We start from the raw sequence: 15764 nt of genomic DNA, 5'->3' as shown, positions 1-15764 counted from the left end.
TCATTATCAAAGCAGCGACAACCAATATGATTGATTTTATCAAACCACTCAGTTGAGTAAAAATCACAACCCACCAAGAAACCGGAACTACACACCCAACAAAAAAACCTAACGCAAATAATGCTCTATATTTCATCCGACCTTTTAAAAATATAACAATTCAAACACATGTGTGCGTTAGCACGTCTGTCAGATTTGATTTGATTTACTAAAGCTTGGGCAGACCTTACACACAACACCCCAATCAGCCGACTGAATTAGTGGTCGACAGCTTTAAATTGTTATGACCTTTCGCACACAGAAAATATGCCCACGCAATTAGTATGATTTGCAGTGGCGCACGTAATAACAAATAAACAGGCCCCCATTGATGCCCGCCAAGACCAATACCGTTTAATGCCGCATAAATATTTGCAGGAAAGAAAATAATGAAAACTACAATAGCAAGCCATGCAGCATGGAGTTGATATCTTGGCACAAAAAGAGCAATACCTATCAATAGCTCAATCAATCCAGTGAGATAGATTATCGCTAGGCGAAAAGGAACCCAAGACGGTAACATTTCCACCATGCCCTCCGTTTTAACAAAGTGCCCAACGCAGAAGAATATGAAGGTTATTCCCAATCCCCAATAGGCGTACTTTTTAACATTCAGAGGCATGCCGCTAAACTTTGAATAAATAAAAGAGATACCTAAGGGACTAGACAACAGTAAAAGAATAATTATTGGAGTTACCATAGTTTCCTCATAACGCTAAGCTCACCCACAGAGACGCATTCGCGCTGGAGCCGGTGACAGCGCCTTGTGTGGTTGTTCTTGCCCGATTCTGATATTGAAAGTACTTTTCGCTAACGGGTAAATTGGGAGCCATCTTCGGTGGCCACCGAAGACCTTGTTAGTCACAGTTCATTGCTAAACCGATTAGTTTATATAGACCATTAAAGAGTACGAACGTGACAGATATCCGCAAGGCACAACTAAGATAGTTATGTGTATCTCAAGCCCAAATAGCAAGGTAGAGATAGCTTATCGCATGGAACCTCAACTGATCAATATCGGAATTGATACCGGTAATAAATAACTCGATATTCATGTAAGATCTACAGGCCAATTCTTTAGTGTCACCAATATAAATTTCATTAAGTCATTAAGGACGCCTCTCAATCTCAAAGAATATTAGCAGAGTCTACAGAAAGACTCGAATTAGAGTTTATTTGCGCACGGAGAAAGCAGACTCCCCCCCTAAATACGATCGTGAAAAATAACACCTACCGGGATAAAAGTATGGCTTAAAAAATTGACGAGTAACCATAGTCATTTGCTATGAGGGCCTCTCACTGCGATGTAATCCCAATGACCGAACTGATTGAGAGTGATTGTTTACAGCTGGGGGATACTCCCTCTGAGCAGCAATACTGGATAGTTATCGCCGTATAATAACCCGATGCGGGCATATGAAGTAAAACACTGGGTTGCTCACTGCCGACTTTATAATCCATAGAAGAGCTTGAAATTTTCTTTTTATCAAGCAATAGAAAGGTTTGAACCCGTCCCGCTAAGCAACTTTCGAGTTTGTTAGCAAACTCAAGCTGATATAGAAAAGTATTAACACTTCCAGAATCTATTTTTCCAACTTAATAGACAGCAAGTCAGCATTTACTCGTGTTACTTAAGTATTTTTAGGTGGGCAGAGGCCATACATTCGCCACAAAGCGCTAAAAATAAAAATTTTAGAACATGCTTAAACATAGCTGGTTTAGCTCATAATGGCGGATTCAGGCTCGCCAGGAGCGAAGCGCCACCTGTGTATTAAGGGGAGCGCAGCAACCTTACACTCAAAAGTACGTAGCTTTGGGTGTCGACTGGAACCCCTTGTTGTGTAGGAGGATTACCATATGATACTTGTAATTACTATTACTGCTACAATATACAAAACACCATTAATCGCAGTACGAATAGTTAACGGTGGGTCAGATTCTCTAGCGCTCAATTTCTTATATAGATACTAGCGGGGCAGAAATAATCAGTACACCCTGGTAATATAAACTGCATGAAATACGATGCCAGAAAACTTAGTACTGAGGAGCAGCACCTCATACGTAAAATTGCTGTTCAGCGAGTATTTGATGGAGAATCTGCGGCGGAGGTTAGTCGTAGCTTAGGGCTGGGGAGCAGAACTATTTTCCCATGGTTAAGGACTGCTCGGGAGAAAGGTATTGAAGCGCTATCTCCAAAAATTAGACCTGGACGCGGTAGAAAACTGTCAGCTATTGAAGAAGAGGAAGTCAAACGATGGATTATTGGTGGCGATCCAAGGCAATATGGCTTTGATTTCGGATTGTGGACACGTCAGATCGTATCGGATTTGATTTTTGAGAGATTCAAAATTGAACTTAGCGTTTCTAGTGTCGGCACACTTCTACATCGACTGGGCCTGACGCCACAAAAGCCTCTACGAAGAGCTTACGAGAGAGATGAGAAGGCGGTGAATAAATGGGTAAAGGAAGTCTATCCAAAGATTAAATCTTATGCGAAAAAAACTGGTGCAGAAATATTTTGGCTGGACGAGGCTAGTATCAGATCAGACGATCCACTCCAAAGGACATGGGGAGAAAAAGGAAAAACTCCAGTGGTAAAAACGAGTGGTCAAAGACAGTCAATCAATGCGATCTCAGCTTTATCGAATAGAGGTGGCTTCTGGTATCATATTTATAGTGGAAAGTTCACGGCAGAAAAGTGCGTAGAATGCTTCAAAAATTTCCAGAGAAGTCAGAAAAGACCAGTGATTCTCATTGTTGATGGGCACCCAGTACACAAATCGAAAAAGGTATTGGAGTATGTCGATTCACAGGATGGAAAGCTTGAAATGGTGTTCTTACCGCCATATGCACCAAACCTAAATCCAGATGAGTTGGTCTGGAATCATATGAGAAATATAGGGACTTCAAAGAGGCCGCTGAAAAAAGGTGAGACACTACTGAGTCGTGCAAATGCAGATTTGCAGAGCATCAAGAAAAATAGAAAACTTGTGAAATCATTTTTTCAAGAGTCGACTGTATTCTTTGCTGCTGCCTAGGTAGTAAATACTACTTAAGCTAACAAATACACATATCGTAGCAATTACATAATCTTGAACGCTAGGCACTGTCTTGTCTGTAAGAATATATGCAAAAAAAAGCAAAATACCTGATATAGGAAGCCCTATAGCTGTATATGCACTTAGCAGTACGTTTTTTGTTTCACTATTCACTCTTCACCTCGAACAAAACACTTAAATTAGGTAGTTCTTAGGCGTCATCTGGGTTTACAGGTTGTATGAATTTACTTGATATTATTCTGCCTCTTAAACCTGCGCACCTTTGTGCGGATATTTTTCATTGGAGATGAGGTATTAAACTGGATCATCCTCCCAAGGGTGTAACTTTTATACCAACTGTGCCCATAAAGTTCATCATTGCTCAATGAGTCTACAAGCTTCAGTATTTTTTGTATTGTAAACTGGAATTCTGTCAGCAACTGTTTATAAGACCAATCCTTATAGGATGCATGAAAGTGCTGCGCTAGCTTCCCAAGCTCATTCCAGCTGTAACCTTTTTCTGGAAAATCTACTTCGAGATTATTTGCCCTAAGCTCATGCCACTTTAGGACAAGATTCCCCCAACCGATCAGGTATGAAATAGTATCAGAAACGCTTATTTCTGTATTTTTTATATTACCCTCAACACCAGTCTCTCTCGAAAGATCCTTGGGAACTCCCATATAATCAGCAAATAAATTTTCATAAGAATTTTCAATCGAGGAGATTAATTCTTCTTTATTTTTCGAAATTGAAGACATAGCTATCAATGGTTACTCGATTACAGAGTATTTACATAACATTCGCACTTGCAGCGGGGGAAGCGTAGCGTAAGCCATTCGACCGCGATAGCGGCAAATAATATGTGCTTGTTCAGTGATTTAACACCCACCATCACCATCGCCTCCATCTCCACCACCAAAATTTCCTGAATATCCACTGCCAAGGTAAGCGCCAGAGCTAGAGCCCTGAGTTATTCCAAACTTTACAATAAACCACAGCACACTGGAAATTAGGAAGCCAGTGAATACTAACGGGGCAAAAACTGAGTTAAGCAAATTTTCGGAAGTAAGATCGACTATATACCAAGATCCGACTAGGCCGAGAAAATTAATTATGAATGATTTCATTTGCTCCCCTTGTACCACTTAATACCTTGCGGAGACCCATAGGGCCGTAGACTCGCTGCCTGTGATTGTTATTTCCGTATACACTCGCCGTCCAGATTGTAGCTTATTTTGAGCTTCACGCCATGAACTGGGGCAGTTACACCTATTAATTCCCTAGGCACTAACTTGTATTTCATAAGAGCTTTTCTAGCTGCCTCATCAAATACGCCTTCAGGATAAGAATCTATGATTTTAACATTTTCAAAAAAATCACCAGGCATTACCGTCACTTCGAACTCGCCCCAACCCTCTATACAATTTTTAAGTGCCTCTAAAGGATAATTTGGCTTTACATAAATTATCCTAATTACCACTCTTGCTAAGTTATGCGTAACTGTATATAAATACAGCTATCTCGTTGATCTGCAAGGGAATACGCCATGGCTCGCAACAAGGTACAGTTTCAGAAGGGTATTAGTTTGACCCAATTCCTCAAAATGTACGGCAGCGAGGAACAGTGCTTCGATGCACTGTCGCAGTGGCGTTGGCCCAATGGCTTTAGTTGTCCTCACTGCGGGCATGACAAGCATTGCGACCTCGCTTATCGCAAGCTTAAGCAATGTAACCATTGTCGGCGTCAGACATCGATTACCTCTCGTACAATTTTTGACTCCACGAAGCTCCCCCTCACCACCTGGTTTCTCGGTATTTTCCTGATTACTCAGGATAAGAAGGGCATTTCCTCTATGGAGCTATCTCGACATCTAGGTATCTCTTACAACGCAGCATGGCGTATGAAGCAGAAACTCATGCAAGTGATGATGGAGCGAGACCAACGATACAAACTGTCCGGTTTTATTGAACTAGATGATGCCTATCTCGGTGGTGAGCGTACTGGATGCAAGCCCGGGCGCGGAGCCAAGGGTAAAACTCCCTTTGTGGCGGCCGTTGAAACAACCAAGGAGGGACGCCCAACCCGTATTAAGCTCTCAATTATCAAGGGCTTCAAAAGCAGTGAAATTTCAACCTGGAGTAAAAAGTACCTTTGCAGTGGCAGCACAGTCATCTCAGATGGTCTTCCATGCTTCAATGCCATTAAGGAGGCCGGTTGTGTACATGACAAAATTGTTTGTGGTGGTGGCCGAGCTTCTGTTGAAGAGCCTGAGTTCTATTGGGTAAATACAGTACTTGGTAATTTAAAGAGTGCGCTACGTAGCACTTACCATGCTATTAGGCCGAAATATGCACAGCGCTATTTGGCAGAATTTCAATATCGCTTTAATCGGAGGTTTGATTTGTCGGCACTCATTCCAAGATTGATTTACGTCTCTCTTCGGACACCACCGATGCCAGAAAGGTTGCTAAAAATTGGCTTAGCATAAGTGGTAATTAGGTAAATTATTGTTGCCGACGCAATTCCGGACATGAGAGAAATAGTGAGAGTGAATATTATTGGAATGCTCTTCGTGTTCTTATTCTCATAGCGCTAAGATCAGCGGCGGCTTGCTTAGTAAACATTTAACATACATATTGGAGCGCAGCAACGGTATAAAAAACGCACAAAATAAAACGTCAACTATATTGCCTTGTTAAGGCTTTTGCCTGCCAAACGTAAATTTATTGCCATTTTCTACCAGCCCTCTAAAGAAACCCTTATCAATCTCGGCAATATGAGCCTTTACCATATAAGAACCATCCAAGCGAAGAATGAGAGTGTTACCTATTAACTCCCAAGCTCCTTCAAAAGGTAAAACCAAACAGCCTAGTTTTGGATGATTTGTACACTTAAAAGTGTTGTCATATCTCAACTCACACTCGTCCCAGCCTGACTCACCACCAAATATGCCCCCACTCCTATCCTCCTAGGTGCCTAGGTGCCTACTAGATCCTGAGCTAAGCAAGTATTGTACTTAGTAACAATAGAGTGATGAGCTTATTCATGGAGAACCTTAACGCCTTTAGTATGTGCGGCCGCGTAGCAAACGTCACACGTTTAATTTTATTATGTGCATTTACCTACTGCCTTAATTGAAAAATGTACTGTACCTGCATGACTTGTCTTTTTATATAGGCACAGCTCTGAGCCTATTTTTACTTGGCCAGGAGAGCTTACCCCCACATGAGCCAAGTTGCCGTTAGCTAATTTGACCAAGAGCTTAGGCTCATTTCCAGTTTGACTGCCATCATAAACCTGAGCATGCGCGACACCTGAAACAAGCTCAGTGCTTTTAGGAAAACCGACATATAGGAAGAGCACTCCAATTCCTAGCGTAACCAAGATTGCGAACAGAATGCCTTTGTGTTCGCAATACCAGAGTTCAACTGTCGCAAATATGGCTCGTTTATCTTTCATAGTCTAGAAAATGCTGCCATTGCTTGTTAGCTTTTTTACTGAAAGTCCCCACGAGCTTTTAAAATACCATTTTTCTTCTAAAGAAACAGCTTATCGATATAGTTGCCGTAAACTACTACAGCAAAACTTCCCTCTATTTTGTAGTAAGGCTCAGAGAACTCGATCTTCACTGGCTTGATCTTCGTGTTCTTATTATATGAATGGGCATAGTCATAAGCGGCATATGGAAGCCACGCAGTGGCTGGAACGAACATCACCTACTTGTTAGCCTTTGCCACCAAGCTCGAACTTCTGATGCAACTCATAGATTTGCTCCGTAAGGATATTATTACAATTCTGAACCGAAATCCGAGCGCCTGACTTATCTCCGATAACCACATATCTTATCCCGACTTGAAAGTCGTATTTGCACGTACAGGCTGTATCAAGCTTCAGATAGATTTTTTCAATCCTATTTCCATTAAGATCTTCGACCTTATCAAATAGAACTTCAATAGACTCTATTCTTTCTTCATGCCCCTTTTCTTGCGATACGATAGCCTTTCGATATTGAACCTCTCCACGAAAGGTAAAATTCGACTCTTCTATTCTTTCAGATAATGTTTTCTTCGTATATTCAATCCAGCAGCTTGCCAGCCCACTTGGCGAGCATATCAATAGAGCTAAGACTACTAAGAATTTATTCATGACTTAGAGACTAACTTTGGGCGCTTTATGTGCAAAAATGGGAGCGTAGCGACCGCGCATAAAGTGCACAAAGTTAGACATCGGCCTGCAGCGCATTGTTAAATTTATTCTCCGCCGGCGCCTGAATCGGAGGCATCTGCACCGGCGGCCAGTATGCGCCCAGGAGCCTTACCTACCAGCCACAAAGTATTACAACAATAACAATACTGGTAAATCGGATCTCCAGGGACTTTTCCATGTGGCTCTATCTTCCCTATACGCAATCGGCAATTTGGACACTTAAATACTTTAAATCTCAAATTGTTGATTGCGACCAGTATTAAGAAGAAAGATATTAACAGAAGTATCACCCCTCCAATAAATTTTCCTGCTTTTTGTGGGCCTACATGTGTATAAAGTTGACCCAACAAGAAAAAATGCAAAGCGCCAACAATTGCTATCGCCAGGAATATGGACCCATTACTTTTATTTGCCGTTTTTATTCGTGGTTCGTTCATGGTGAAATTGGTCTTGCCCACAAAAAGTAGACACTCTAACTATGCGTATTTTCGCTCATACTCTGCTGGACTTACAAAGCCCAATGCAGAGTGCCTACGAACCCTATTGTAGAAAATCTCAATGTATTCAAACACCGCAGATTTTGCTTGCTCTTCGCTTTCGAATGCTCTGGCATAGACCATCTCGACTTTTAGCCTGCTAAAGAATGATTCCATTGCCGCATTATCCCAACAGTTAGCCTGGCGACTCATACTCGGCTTGCACTTACTTTCAGACAAGAGATCCTGATATTTCTGCGATCGATATTGCACACCCCTGTCAGAGTGAACTATTAGTCCAGACTTTATTTGTCGTCGCTCTAGGGCCATTTTCAACGCTCGATGTGTCAACTCATCGGTCATCTGGGAGTCAAATGCCCAACCTACAATACGTCGAGAGTACAGATCCATAACTACCGCGAGGTACAACCACCGCTCCAGAACCCAGATATACGTAATGTCACTGGTCCAGCGGCAATTTGGTCGATCCACATCGAAGCAACGCTTAAGTAGGTTGGCGGCGACATTGATATTCCTCTCTACTGGCTGACTATATCGAAAGCCTTTGCCGTTTCTCGCTTTAATATGCTCCTGTTGCATAAGCTTAGCGACGTAGTTCCGCGAGCATGACTCGCCTAATTCTTGAAGCTCGCAAGCGATTCTAGGCGCCCCATAACGACCTTTAAACTCAGAAAACGTCTCTCGGATTTTCTCGATTGTTCGTATCTTTCTAATCGTGCGAGCAGATGGCAATCGCCCCCGCCATCGATAATAGCCCGATCTTGAGACATCTAAGCACCGGCACATCAAGCTAACCGGGAATGACCCTACATGCTCTTGTATCAATGCGTACTTTACTCTTGGTGGTTCGCAAAGTACGCAGCTGCCTTTTTTAGAAACTCAACCTCCTGACGAGCTTCATGCAGCTCCTTCTTGAGCTTGCGAACTTCAGCGCTTTCCTGTTTGGAATAGTCGACACCGTCTAAACTATTGAACTGCTTATCAGACAGTCGATTAAATTGACGACGCCAGTTGTAGATCTGCTGTGCGCTGACGCCTAGTTCTCTTGCCACAGAAGCCGTTGTTACTCCAGGCTTTTCTGCTCTCTTAACTGCTTCTCTACGGAACTCCTCCGTATACGCCTGAGTTCTTTTCTTACCCATGATACACCTCCGTGTTAGGCATAAACCTAACTATACAGGGTGTCTACTAAACGTGGGTAAGTCTTACACAGTAGTGGTAGGACAGCCGGTTACCCTAACTGCCCCCACGCAGATCCGGACGTGCGGAACTACCGCATCCGGCTCTTCAGTAATATATTCGCTCGTGTAAAGCACGAACCCTAATACCAGTCCACAAGTATACTGCGTTTGTATACTCGCGGTGGCTTTAGCCCAAAATATCCCAGCATTTCCTTTAGACCATTCCAGTTGTAACTCTTGCGCTGACTCCGCCGGTTGAGCCATTTGTGTATGCTGTGTAAAACATAGCTGTACAAACGGGACAAGCTTCGACTGTTGTCTGGTAGACCGAAGTAGTTCTGGAACCCCTGTAGCTTGCGCTTCAGTGTGGGCAGCCATTCTCTCAGACGCTCACTGCGCTTGGCTTTGATCCAGTGGTAGAGCGCTTCCATTGCGCCCTTCTGTTTCTGTGCGGCAGTCCGGCGCCTGAGCCTGGGGCGTTTGTTGACGTCCAAGCTCCAGTAGAACTCAAAACCCAGAAACTGGAACTGCCGTTTTCGGCCCGGATGGAAGCGGCTAAAGCGCTTCAGGTGCGTTTTCTCGGGGGCTAACTGCAGGCCAAACTTGTTCAGCCGTTGCGGTAGTACCCGGTAAAAGCGCTCTGCATCCGTTTTCAATTGGAAAGCCACTACATAATCATCGGCGTACCGGATTAGCATGGCTCTGCCACGCATACGCGGCTTAACTTTCTTCTCGAACCACAAATCCAGGACGTAGTGCAGATAGATGTTCGCCAGTACCGGACTGACCACACCTCCTTGCGGGGTGCCTGCTGCCGCTTTACTGAACTTACCATCTGGAGTTTGCACGCGTACTTTCAGCCACTGCTTAATCAGTGTCAGCAGGGCTTTGTCGTCGATACGAAGGGCTAGCATCCGCAGTAACCAGTCGTGATCCAGCTGATCAAAGAAGCCTTTAATATCGGCTTCAACGATGTAGCCGTAGCCTTTGAATTGCAGATTTAAGCCAAGACTGTGTACGGCTTGGTGGGCGCTTTTCCTGGGACGGTAACCGTAGCTGAAGGGCAGAAAATCCTGCTCCCAGATACTTTGCAGTAGCTGCGCTACGCTCTGCTGCACCAGTTTGTCTTCCACCGTAGGCAGCCCCAGTGGGCGCTGCTTGCCGTTGCCTTTGGGAATCAATACCCGCTTAATCGCCTGGGTGCGGTAGCGTTTGTCACACAGCCGTTGATGTAGGCATTGAATATTTTGCGGCAGTCTTTGCCGGTAAACTTCGGTAGTTACTCCGTCGATACCGGGGCGGGCCTGCTTATTGAGCTGGCCCCAGCTTTGATACAGCAGGTTGGAATTTAGCAGTCCGTATAAATTCTGAAACCTGTGTCTGGGGTGGCTCTGTGCTTTAAATGCGATGGCGTGCAAGGCGGTTGTCATAGTGTCTCCAGCCCTACTTTGTCTGGACTATGTTTCTGTTGCACACCGATATTACTGTCAGCCCCTTCGCCATGTAAGCGGCTTTCCCGCTCTCGGACTACTATGAGCTGATCCGACTTCCGAGTGGTCTTCGTTGGTTTCGCCATTAGGCTTAACGTCTCTACCTGCTCCTTCAGGAACCTGCTCGGATCTCTCAAGTTCTCAATACTTCTCTTTCTACATGCCACGGCTTAATAACCCCGCCGATCCGCAACAACCTTACCATTACGGTTGCATTGCCTGGACTTCGATGGCGTTACACATCTCGTCAATCGGAGCTCACTTTATTATCGGAGCGATACCAGCACTTCAGGATCACGATAATCCCTATGGCCTATAGAATTCTCTGTGTACGCTTCACATAGTTTGTTCACAGTTGAAAAAAAAAGATAATTATATTTTCTTTCCCTTCTGTTCCGCCCTACGCGCAACACTCGATACAGGTGGCTGGTTAGGCCTTACCCGACAGGGACTTCCACCCTGCAAGAAGCATCAAGCTTAGCTTGACGCACTAACGCCTCAATAACCGGCAGCTGGAACGAAGCGAAGCGTAGTGTAAGCTGTCCGGCGCTGAAGGCGCGAAGTTCATTGATTTGTTAAGTATGTCTACGCCTACCATTCGCAGTAATTCTCAAAATCACTAGAATCAGGATCTAATATCTGTACATAAAAGCCTGACTCGAGATTAAGTTTTTGAATAACAGCCCTAACCTCAGATGAGGTTACTGCACTCGAAAAATCAAAAAGGAAAGGTAGAATATCATTATCTTTTTTCCATTCACTTTCGAGATCTTTAGCAACTTCCAAACCAGAGTCCCAGCCGCCCTCATACATGTTCGCATAGTCATAAAGGCCCCATGCTGCAATGTCATCGGTGGCAGCATTATCACCTGACTCGTAAAAAGATATTTCCACTTTAGCGTGCCAAGGAAACACCCCTATATCTATGAGCTTTATTTTCTTATCTGATAGGCCTTGCCTGTTTATTTCAAAATATTCCAGCAGCGCTTTCTCGATTTTCTCAATACTATATTCCATAGCCACCTTAATACTTAACGCCTTACGCAACAGAAAAACTGGAGCACTAGCGGAAGGTTTTTCTGTTGCCGTAAATTGTTAAGCATTTTTATACTCTGACACTAGCTCGAAGAAAGTTTCTACAGATGCTTTATGCTGAGCATCTGTAGCATTAGACGAATAGTTCCCCCAACTTATCTCGCCAGGGTTTAGTCCTAGTTCTATTGCAAGAATCATATTTTGCCAGCCTGCGGTTGACTCATAAAAACCATACTTTTTAGCGACCCAATTATGGAACCCCTGAAAGTTACTCAAGAAACCTTCTATTTCTGAGCCTTCATTAATAGCAAACGTGTAGCCATCTAAAAATGACCTGACATTGGAGAGTTTAGACTCACCAGTATACATTGCCGTTCTAACACGAATCTTCTCTATGAGATCGTATATATTTTCCATACTTAGTTTACGCTTAACGCCGTGCCTGTGTTTTATACACATTATTTAAATCCATTTAACACCTCCGCTGCTTCAATATAATGGAGTAACTTAGCATATCCTTGCCAAACAGTTTTAACCCCTGGCTCGCCATCCCCTTTACGTCCTAGAAATCCCCCTAGGCCTGCCAACATACGCGTTATATCTCTCATGCTTGGAGGTATATTCGGTGGGGAACTTTTATCTCGCATCATCCATACCATGCGCCATTCTTTTTCAGAATAAGCACTCGTACATGGTTCATCAGGAAGACTTCTTGCTTGTGTAGTTATCGAATGTAGTCGCCATCCAATAATCATATAGATCGCAATACAATTCAACATTCGCTGCTCTGTTCTAAAACGATTACTTTCTATCTGGCATCCGCCTTTTACCACCCGAAAATAGGTTTCAATTTCCCACCGGCTTCGATACCACTCAATGATAACTCTCGCCTGCTTAAAGTCTTCAACTGGAAGATCAGTTAACAGCATCCACTCAATGCCTTTTTCACCCTCTGGTGGGGTTAATTCTTTAGCCAATACAGCATAGAGAGAAAGTGGTCGTTTAGATTTTCCTTTTCCTAGCAACCGTATCTCAGTAGTGGATACGTTGACCTTGGCTTTTCTTCCAGGCTCTCCATTCCGTTTGGGAATATCTACCGTGTATAGACCGACAGATTTCTGCTCATTCATATGATCCCAAAGCAAAACCGTTTCTTCTCCATCGAGCTCTAAAGTGCGATTGGCCTTAGCTCGAACGATATAGCTCGCCCGCCGCTGTTCACTTTGCTCTTCAGCCAGCTGAAACCACTCATGAATATCACCCTCTCTATCAGCAATACTCACAATTGTGCTTTCAGGGCAGTGCTCTTGTATCTGACAAGCCGTTTCGTAATGGTCTAGCCAGCGTCGACTCTCCTTATCCTTTATCGACTTGGTATAGCGGGAATTAGAACTTGATTCCTTATCTCTCTGCCACATACTACCTTCAACAACACCCAAATTAACTCTGGATGGTGTTATCGCGATGGAGGTGTGCAAGAGTTGTTGGTTGGTCTCTTTACGCCTAAGTGTTCCCATCTCTTTACTTTCTAGGTCAGTGGCAAAATTTAGAAAGGTAGTATCTTGTGGGATAAGAACAACAGGCTGCACTTTGATTCTCTCAAGAGTTGCCGATTTATGACCGCTCATAATAGAGTCAAAGTTGACTTTATCATTTTCTATAAAGCGATAAGCTGCAAACGTTTCTGCCCAAGTTTTGTTTGCACAAGGAATGCTATTGTTTGGGTCTGAACTTAAATTACTGAGAATATTAGACAAGCGCTTATTCAAGCGTGTATCACCCATAACCTGATTTTTTACTTCGTCCATGACCCAGTCCTGCATAATTATCCAGCCAAATCTGTAACTCTTACTAGGCCAAACTGTAACTTATTGATTTACATAATAAAACTTAAAAAACTTGTGTATAAAACTTAGCGCCTCAAACACCGGCTTGGTGAAGTTGGCGGCTTTTTTGGAACAAAAAAGGTGACAGCTTTACCAAGTCCGCGTGCTTTGATTTGTTAGCACTAGTCCTCATCTTCAACCCATATACTCATTGCTGAATTCTTGCCTACACATAAAATGCCACCATCAAATGTAGAGCTAGTGAAAGGGCTTAAACCGAAGGAACTTGCACCATGGTATTTATGCCACTCTGCATTTGTATAGAAAGTAGATTCAGCCGGTGCCATAGAATAAACCAAATACTCTGAATATTTCTTTGCCTCTTCTCTTGGCATGATTTCACCACTATACGCGAGATCTCGCCAAAGTATTGCTTCTACGATCTCACTGGCAATATCAATTGATATCTCTATGAGGTTCTCCTCATTCGGAAAAAGCCCAAAGCCACTTAGAATTGACTTAATAGGATAATTCCAATTTGGTGAGAAATTGATTCTTAGCTCACCACAATCTCTTTTCTCGATTATTTCTGTAATGCTCATAGTACGTATAGGGTGCTAACGCCCAGGTCATCAGCGCTGAGCTGATGGTTTTTTATGTGTGAAAATGAAGCGTAGCGCAATGCACATAAAAAAGCAGCTGGTTAGCGTCTGATGCACCGCCTGGTTAAGTGCCTCACTGGCACACAATTTGACCATTGGGATATACCCCCTCCCAACCACATGGTATTTCATTTTTCGAATACAACTTGGCAGTATGCTTTATATAAAAAAGAGGAGCTCCATCAAATTTTTGAAAATAGCTTTCTATATATAGATGCAACAGATCCCACTCCAAATAAGAAGCTAAATCAGCATTTATTCCCTGTTCTTTTGCCAACACTGAAACATAAGCCTTTACCTTCGGCCTATACTCCCCAGCCAATCTGTTCCAATTATCACGATATTCATCTTTTTGATGATGAGTTAACCAGACGGTAAGATCCCCTTGCCGCTCTAATGTAAAATCATCCCATCCGCTATCAATCATTTTCGAATGTATAGATGCCCACTCTTCCGGGGATTTATGTATGGTAAATTCTTCAATCATATTGCACTTAACGCTTAGATAACCTGCACTGCAGGCGGTAAAAAAAATGACCTGGCATTGAATTTAGGCCGAACTAAAGAGGCCCATTCCTGCAGTGTCTGGTTCATCGCCATGTTGTACATTCCCGCCGGCACTATCTTGCCGAGCCGCCCCCTTTATAAAGGAAATTCCTTTTTTCGCCTTAGACCACACTCTGCCAGTCAACTTTGTAGATTCATGGCACTGCCCACACTCTACCATCAGATCTTGGATTTGCAATCCAGCTGGGAGTCGTTGATCTTTCATTAAACCCACTTGATTACTACATAGATCGTGCTTTTTCTTATTGCACCCAGCATATAATCCATAACTCCGTACCATGTGTTTTCCTATTGGAGGTATGTGCTGCAAGACACGTCTTAAGAACTCCTGAGGCTTTAACCGAAGTTGCATACGTCGCTGGTCACGGTGATCAAAATAACGAAAATCCAGCCCCTTATGATCCACGTTTAATATCTGCTTTGGCTTAAGCGGGCCACCTTTGATGTAGCGTGAAAAATACAGCAGGACGCCTTGACCATGCTCATATCGTTCTTGAATACGAACCGACCATTCCTTGCGATAGCAAGCTTTAAAGAGGATATCAAACTGGCCAATTGACCAACTGGGAGGAAGCTTGAGTAACCCGGCACGATACTGTTCTAATAAAAGCGCTTGAAATTTTCCCCTATAAAGACTCTTAACCACTCGCACAGGCAATAAATATTCACCTGTTTCTTTCCACTTTTCCCTTAAAGTCAAGCCGCCAGCAGTTATCAAACAGTGTATATGGGGATGTAAAGTTAACTGTCTTCCCCAAGTATGCAGAGCCATAAGCATCCCGGGAGTTACTCCGTGATAGTCTTTACTCGCCATTAATTCAAACAGGGTTTCTTTACTCGACAAAAAGAGTATATCTGTAAGCTTCTCTTCGTTGTATTGCCATAACGGCAGATACTCATGAGGTATAGTAAAGACCACATGAAAATGTTCTGTATCAAATAATTTACGACGCTGCTGATCAACCCACTGGAGCTTTTTTCTGCCTGAGCAGAGGGGGCAACTTCTATGCCTACAAGAATGATGCTGTTCAGTGACATGGTTGTGCTTACAACGATAATAACTGCTTCCCATCGATTTTGTACGGCATTCTTGTATCGAGGAGATAGCCTTTAAATTTTTTAGTGGTTGCGCGGTTTTAGATAAATAACCACTGTACGCAGAAAATATATTTTGCAATACCCGGTTATGCATTTTCTAAAATGCCTCTTATAATTTAAAA

18 protein-coding genes are annotated in these 15764 nt (G+C 43.2%); 2 read left to right on the top strand and 16 right to left on the bottom strand.

All coding sequences use genetic code 11. The annotated features are described in order from the left end of the window. Positions 1–244: 244 nt before the first annotated feature. Entirely contained in the window at positions 245–739 is a 495-nt protein-coding gene (locus ACJJIQ_RS03185; protein WP_444898084.1) for a DoxX family protein, read from the bottom strand. A gap of 1312 nt (positions 740–2051) precedes the next feature. Here ACJJIQ_RS03185 and ACJJIQ_RS03180 point away from each other — a divergent pair. After that, entirely contained in the window at positions 2052–3077 is a 1026-nt protein-coding gene (locus tag ACJJIQ_RS03180; protein WP_445362554.1) for an IS630 family transposase, read from the top strand. 245 nt (positions 3078–3322) lie between these two features. Here the strand turns inward: ACJJIQ_RS03180 and ACJJIQ_RS03175 are convergent, their stop codons facing one another. From ACJJIQ_RS03175 to ACJJIQ_RS03165, 3 genes are all read right to left on the bottom strand, one after another. Further along, positions 3323–3838: a ClbS/DfsB family four-helix bundle protein gene (locus ACJJIQ_RS03175; protein WP_445364787.1), complete on the bottom strand. Its 516-nt coding sequence runs from the start codon at positions 3836–3838 to the stop codon at positions 3323–3325. A 20-nt stretch (positions 3839–3858) separates the two neighbouring features. After that, positions 3859–4023 (bottom strand): hypothetical protein, encoded by a 165-nt coding sequence (locus ACJJIQ_RS03170; RefSeq protein WP_445363681.1) that lies wholly within the window; start codon positions 4021–4023, stop codon positions 3859–3861. Positions 4024–4275: 252 nt separating this feature from the next. Further along, on the bottom strand, positions 4276–4560 hold the full coding sequence (locus tag ACJJIQ_RS03165) for an energy transducer TonB (RefSeq protein WP_445363680.1): 285 nt from the start codon (positions 4558–4560) through the stop codon (positions 4276–4278). Positions 4561–4626: 66 nt separating this feature from the next. Here ACJJIQ_RS03165 and ACJJIQ_RS03160 point away from each other — a divergent pair, with 66 nt between their 5' ends. Then, the gene (locus ACJJIQ_RS03160; protein ID WP_445362153.1) at positions 4627–5568 is read left to right on the top strand and encodes an IS1595 family transposase; all 942 of its coding nucleotides are present in this window, start codon (positions 4627–4629) and stop codon (positions 5566–5568) included. 620 nt (positions 5569–6188) lie between these two features. Here ACJJIQ_RS03160 and ACJJIQ_RS03155 read toward each other — a convergent pair. From ACJJIQ_RS03155 to ACJJIQ_RS03100, 12 genes are all read right to left on the bottom strand, one after another. After that, positions 6189–6539 (bottom strand): hypothetical protein, encoded by a 351-nt coding sequence (locus ACJJIQ_RS03155; RefSeq protein WP_444915947.1) that lies wholly within the window; start codon positions 6537–6539, stop codon positions 6189–6191. A 264-nt stretch (positions 6540–6803) separates the two neighbouring features. Then, positions 6804–7226: a hypothetical protein gene (locus ACJJIQ_RS03150; RefSeq protein WP_445363679.1), complete on the bottom strand. Its 423-nt coding sequence runs from the start codon at positions 7224–7226 to the stop codon at positions 6804–6806. Positions 7227–7330: 104 nt separating this feature from the next. Then, a complete protein-coding gene (locus ACJJIQ_RS03145) occupies positions 7331–7744 on the bottom strand; it encodes a hypothetical protein (RefSeq protein ID WP_445363678.1) in 414 nt (137 codons plus the stop codon). An 18-nt stretch (positions 7745–7762) separates the two neighbouring features. Then, entirely contained in the window at positions 7763–8608 is an 846-nt protein-coding gene (locus ACJJIQ_RS03140) for an IS3 family transposase (RefSeq protein WP_445363677.1), read from the bottom strand. Between the two features lie 8 nt (positions 8609–8616). Then, complete coding sequence (locus ACJJIQ_RS03135; RefSeq protein WP_444926030.1) at positions 8617–8925, bottom strand: transposase; 309 nt, start codon at positions 8923–8925, stop codon at positions 8617–8619. A 179-nt stretch (positions 8926–9104) separates the two neighbouring features. Next, positions 9105–10394, bottom strand: a complete 1290-nt coding sequence (gene ltrA / locus ACJJIQ_RS03130; protein WP_444925282.1) for a group II intron reverse transcriptase/maturase — start codon at positions 10392–10394, stop codon at positions 9105–9107. 651 nt (positions 10395–11045) lie between these two features. Continuing rightward, positions 11046–11471: a hypothetical protein gene (locus tag ACJJIQ_RS03125; protein WP_445363676.1), complete on the bottom strand. Its 426-nt coding sequence runs from the start codon at positions 11469–11471 to the stop codon at positions 11046–11048. 78 nt (positions 11472–11549) lie between these two features. After that, positions 11550–11906: a hypothetical protein gene (locus ACJJIQ_RS03120; RefSeq protein ID WP_445363675.1), complete on the bottom strand. Its 357-nt coding sequence runs from the start codon at positions 11904–11906 to the stop codon at positions 11550–11552. A gap of 41 nt (positions 11907–11947) precedes the next feature. After that, positions 11948–13312, bottom strand: a complete 1365-nt coding sequence (locus tag ACJJIQ_RS03115; protein ID WP_445363674.1) for an IS4 family transposase — start codon at positions 13310–13312, stop codon at positions 11948–11950. Positions 13313–13497: 185 nt separating this feature from the next. Further along, complete coding sequence (locus ACJJIQ_RS03110) at positions 13498–13917, bottom strand: hypothetical protein (RefSeq protein ID WP_444896860.1); 420 nt, start codon at positions 13915–13917, stop codon at positions 13498–13500. Between the two features lie 133 nt (positions 13918–14050). Then, positions 14051–14464 carry a hypothetical protein gene (locus ACJJIQ_RS03105; protein ID WP_445363558.1) on the bottom strand — a complete coding sequence of 138 codons (414 nt, stop codon included), beginning with the start codon at positions 14462–14464 and terminating at the stop codon, positions 14051–14053. Between the two features lie 63 nt (positions 14465–14527). After that, positions 14528–15736 (bottom strand): IS91 family transposase, encoded by a 1209-nt coding sequence (locus ACJJIQ_RS03100; RefSeq protein WP_445363673.1) that lies wholly within the window; start codon positions 15734–15736, stop codon positions 14528–14530. Positions 15737–15764: the final 28 nt, after the last annotated feature.

It is taken from the genome of Microbulbifer maximicatervae (SeqCode) (assembly GCF_052468295.1).
This window is presented reverse-complemented; position numbering and strand designations above follow the sequence as displayed.

Coding starts and splice junctions, on each gene's coding strand:
- ACJJIQ_RS03185 (WP_444898084.1), bottom strand. CDS start 739: ATGGTAACTCCAATAATTATTCTTTTACTGTTGTCTAGTCCCTTAGGT.
- ACJJIQ_RS03180 (WP_445362554.1), top strand. CDS start 2,052: ATGAAATACGATGCCAGAAAACTTAGTACTGAGGAGCAGCACCTCATA.
- ACJJIQ_RS03175 (WP_445364787.1), bottom strand. CDS start 3,838: ATGTCTTCAATTTCGAAAAATAAAGAAGAATTAATCTCCTCGATTGAA.
- ACJJIQ_RS03160 (WP_445362153.1), top strand. CDS start 4,627: ATGGCTCGCAACAAGGTACAGTTTCAGAAGGGTATTAGTTTGACCCAA.
- ACJJIQ_RS03155 (WP_444915947.1), bottom strand. CDS start 6,539: ATGAAAGATAAACGAGCCATATTTGCGACAGTTGAACTCTGGTATTGC.
- ACJJIQ_RS03150 (WP_445363679.1), bottom strand. CDS start 7,226: ATGAATAAATTCTTAGTAGTCTTAGCTCTATTGATATGCTCGCCAAGT.
- ACJJIQ_RS03135 (WP_444926030.1), bottom strand. CDS start 8,925: ATGGGTAAGAAAAGAACTCAGGCGTATACGGAGGAGTTCCGTAGAGAA.
- ltrA (WP_444925282.1), bottom strand. CDS start 10,394: ATGACAACCGCCTTGCACGCCATCGCATTTAAAGCACAGAGCCACCCC.
- ACJJIQ_RS03125 (WP_445363676.1), bottom strand. CDS start 11,471: ATGGAATATAGTATTGAGAAAATCGAGAAAGCGCTGCTGGAATATTTT.
- ACJJIQ_RS03120 (WP_445363675.1), bottom strand. CDS start 11,906: ATGGAAAATATATACGATCTCATAGAGAAGATTCGTGTTAGAACGGCA.
- ACJJIQ_RS03115 (WP_445363674.1), bottom strand. CDS start 13,312: ATGCAGGACTGGGTCATGGACGAAGTAAAAAATCAGGTTATGGGTGAT.
- ACJJIQ_RS03110 (WP_444896860.1), bottom strand. CDS start 13,917: ATGAGCATTACAGAAATAATCGAGAAAAGAGATTGTGGTGAGCTAAGA.
- ACJJIQ_RS03105 (WP_445363558.1), bottom strand. CDS start 14,464: ATGATTGAAGAATTTACCATACATAAATCCCCGGAAGAGTGGGCATCT.
- ACJJIQ_RS03100 (WP_445363673.1), bottom strand. CDS start 15,736: ATGCATAACCGGGTATTGCAAAATATATTTTCTGCGTACAGTGGTTAT.